Source organism: Candidatus Desulfatibia sp. (assembly GCF_036446775.1).
Taxonomy (GTDB): domain Bacteria; phylum Desulfobacterota; class Desulfobacteria; order Desulfobacterales; family UBA11574; genus Desulfatibia_A.
This window is the reverse complement of the sequence record NZ_JAZFTO010000293.1, coordinates 1-3,811: the sequence shown is the minus strand read 5'-3', so window position 1 is coordinate 3,811 and position 3,811 is coordinate 1. Positions and strand designations below refer to the sequence as shown.

Here is a 3,811-nt window from a genome sequence, read left to right as displayed (position 1 = left end):
GTGAATTAGTTATGCATTTGCGAGAGCAGTTTTTCGCGGTGCAGCCGTGGAAGCCGTCTTTGAAGCTGCGGAGGCTTTCGTCTTCGCGCTCTCATATCCTTCTTTAAACGCTTCCTTTGCACCTTTGGCTACATCAGATGTTTTCTTCTTTGTGCTTGCAACTGCTTGCGCAGCTTTCTCAGCCATTTTTGGTTTCTTCTTTTTCAAGTTGTTATTAATTATCCATCTTATGGGCTCTTAACAATTACTATACAGAATTAATTCTGTATATCCCAATATATCATGGCTTTTATAGAGTTTTTCTTTAATCGGTAATTTAAAACTTTTAATTGCAGATTCATTGCCTTCATCAACTATGGCATACCGGCGTAAAAAGCTGAGCGAACCAAGGGAGCGCGGTTTTTACATCCGCGTAGATGCAGTTGTTAGAATGTTTTAATCCTTTAGCAGAGGCATTTTGCTGTTATCTTCTTCCTCATTTTCCGATTTTCTGCGGATTCCGAAAATCAACTTTGGCGGGATACCCATTTCAATCTCAATATCACTTATCCTATAACTTGATCCTTTTTCCTTTAGAACCTTATTGACATCCTCTTGCTTAGATACAGCGGCCATAATCATTTCTGCCAGAGTTTCATCACCTATCAAATCAAGAGATTTATCTTTAACTTTCCCGGCCATTTTCTTTGCCTTGCTAAGCAGTTCGCTATCTTTAACTTTATTCAAGATACCCATTTTATTGAACTCCTAATAAGATAGTGTTACGATTTTATGCCTATTTTTCATTTGAATTGATGCCGCGCTGACACGCCATAAAAGATGACAGATTGCCTTCATCAGCTACGGCATACCGTTCAATTCCGTTTGCGATTACCGTTCCAAATCTTGAATATTTCGTGATTTAAAGTTTCATGCATGAATCATCAACCCGGCACTGTGGACTTGCTTGCCATAGTCCTATGATTTCATTACACCAATTTGGCAAGGAATTCAAATAAAAGTGTTCGGTCCAGTTGTTTTAGCATGGCATCAGCACCCCAACCACCCTGCAAAACCCTCTCCGCTCAACCGGAATCTTCGAATTTTAACTTTTAACCATAAGTTAAGATTCACACTGCCTGAAACCCACAACCCCTTGATTACCAAGCGTTTACACTGATTCTGTTTCAACTGACGAATTTGGATTTATTTCTGAATTTTAACTATCACCATGCTGTTTAACCATTAGTTAAACTGCGCTGCTCCCAAACAGCGAAAGGAGACATCATGAAAAAATCAAACCAGCACCACCACCCAAAGAAAGGCGACAATATAACAGTAGAGCCGATCAGAAAGATCAAGGACATAAAGTCCATATCAAAGCTGCTACACGATTCACCCAGAAACCACCTTCTGTTCATCTTGGGGATTAACAACGGACTTAGAGTTGGAGACCTGCTCAAACTGAAGGTAAAAGCCGTACGAAACCTGAAATAAGGGGTCAAGTCTGCTCTTGACTCTTTATTGGGATTAGGGCGCAAAGTTCGTTAATATGCTTTTTCACCTTTCTGTCTGTGCCTATCCGATCTTTCATCCTTTCGACAATGCTGCTGACGGAGCTGTACTTTTTTATCTGAAACTGCGTACCTAATTGAGGGCCATCTTTTTTTACTCCATTTCACCAATAACTTTGCGCAAGATTTGCCTAAAGACGTTCCCAAATGGTCTTAAGAACGCCATTAACCGTTTACCCTTGTTTCGGCTCTATGACCGCTTAAAAAATTGAAATCACCAGGGGGGTGCATCCTTGACACCCAAGTGCCACTATGTAATACTCCACTGGCTTAAAAACGAATTCTAGTCATTTTAAATGCGCTTTGCTAAAACAGGAAATGCGCGCTTAGAACAGGAGGATACTATGGGACAATAAATTGATTTTACTCTTGTAAGACCCCCGAAGGTTGGCGGGCGCTAAATATGGTAAATATGCTATCAAAAACAATTGAATTCGAATTCTAATTCTATTCCGGAGGTTGCGAAAAAAGGGATGTCGTTACGAAAGATAAGAGACCGGCGGATGAGATACGAGAAAAAGATAGCGGCCATTTTTTCATTAAGCATCTTGGTCATCGTGGCGTCGCTTACAGCCGTCGGTGGTGAAGCTGCAGCAACGCCACTGTCAGAAAAGAGTGCCGTCCGCGAGCAGGATTCAAAGCATTCAACAGTAAAAGAAGAGCACGCAGACAAGCAATCCGTTTCTCAGGCTCACGCATCCGAAGATACAGCCCATGGTAACGGGCAGATTAATTTAGGAGAGGTTCTACCGCTCTGGAGCATCATTCCATTTGCAGGCATGCTCCTGTCAATTGCATTCTTTCCGCTGTTTGCCGGAGATTTCTGGCATCACAATTTTGGCAAAATCTCCGCGTTCTGGGCGGCGTCTTTGGTACTGCCTTTTTTAATTGCATACAAGGGCGTAGCCTTGTATGAAATCCTTCATATCCTCCTGGCCGATTATGTCCCCTTTATTATCCTTTTATGGACTTTATATACGATTTCCGGGGGTATCCTGCTGAGGGGTTCGTTGCGGGGGACCCCGCTAGTGAACACCGCTATAATACTCCTGGGTACCATTCTGGCTTCGTGGATGGGAACCACGGGCGCCGCCATGCTGTTAATCCGTCCATTCTTACGGGCCAATGATTATCGAAAAAACAGAACTTTTATGGTTGTATTTTTCATCTTTCTGGTCGCCAATATTGGCGGTTCATTGACTCCGCTGGGCGATCCTCCCCTCTTTTTGGGATTCCTCCATGGGGTTACATTTTTCTGGACCTTTAAGATACTGCCGCATATGCTTTTAACCGTCGCCATAGTTCTGGGAATATATTTTCTACTTGATACATACCATTTTAAAAAGGAAGGGGTTATGGCACCCGATGATGAGGTCAAGGAACCGCTGAAACTGGAGGGGAAATACAATTTTATCTGCCTTGCCGGTGTGGTGGGAGCCGTACTCATGAGCGGAATGGTGAACTGGGGCGAGGTCAATACCTTAGGGGTCCACCGGGCGGTCCAGGACTGGGTGCGAGATATTATCCTGATCCTGATGGGTATCTTTTCATTATGGGTTACGCCGTCGACATTGCGCGAGGATAACGAATTTACCTGGTTTCCCATCGTCGAAGTTGCCTATCTCTTTATCGGCATTTTTATTACCATGATCCCGTGCCTTTTGCTGCTCAAGGCGGGTACAAAGGGAAGCCTGGCCTTTTTAATCAATGCCGTCAAGGAACCTTATCATTATTTCTGGATTACCGGTGCGCTTTCGGCTTTCCTGGATAATGCGCCGACATACCTTACTTTTTTTAACACCGCTCTGGGAAGTTTTTATCCCGGGATGACCGAAGCCCAGGCCGTTCCGCTTCTCATGACAGAGAGCGCCGTATATCTGCAAGCGATCTCTACCGGCGCGGTCTTTTTTGGGGCTTGCAGCTATATCGGAAACGCGCCCAATTTTATGGTAAGATCAATTGCCGAGGAAAGCGGGACGCCCATGCCCAGTTTTTTTGGGTATATCTTGAAATATTCTCTGGTATTCTTGATTCCGACGTTTGTGGTGGTACACATTATTTTCTTTTAAGACCGATGGCGTCGTAAAAAGTTGAATTCGTGACTTTTTACGAGAGTGTTTTGTATTTTCAGCCGTCGTAGCTAAGGCTACTTTGGCGAAGTCGGCCGCTGCTATGGCGAAGTCGGCTGGTGTTTAGTGTTTGGCGATCTAACAAGCTGGTATATCAGCATAGATTTCAATCAAAACACAAAATACTAA

General features: G+C 43.7%; 4 protein-coding genes. 2 read left to right on the top strand and 2 right to left on the bottom strand.

What is annotated here, in order from left to right; genetic code table 11:
* Positions 1–9: 9 nt before the first annotated feature.
* Positions 10–207 (bottom strand): hypothetical protein, encoded by a 198-nt coding sequence (locus V3S16_RS13755; RefSeq protein WP_413885890.1) that lies wholly within the window; start codon positions 205–207, stop codon positions 10–12.
* 228 nt (positions 208–435) lie between these two features.
* On the bottom strand, positions 436–735 hold the full coding sequence (locus V3S16_RS13750; RefSeq protein ID WP_413885888.1) for a hypothetical protein: 300 nt from the start codon (positions 733–735) through the stop codon (positions 436–438).
* A 531-nt stretch (positions 736–1,266) separates the two neighbouring features.
* Here V3S16_RS13750 and V3S16_RS13745 point away from each other — a divergent pair.
* The gene (locus tag V3S16_RS13745; RefSeq protein WP_413885886.1) at positions 1,267–1,476 is read left to right on the top strand and encodes a hypothetical protein; all 210 of its coding nucleotides are present in this window, start codon (positions 1,267–1,269) and stop codon (positions 1,474–1,476) included.
* Positions 1,477–2,056: 580 nt separating this feature from the next.
* Complete coding sequence (locus V3S16_RS13740; protein ID WP_413885884.1) at positions 2,057–3,622, top strand: sodium:proton antiporter; 1,566 nt, start codon at positions 2,057–2,059, stop codon at positions 3,620–3,622.
* Positions 3,623–3,811: the final 189 nt, after the last annotated feature.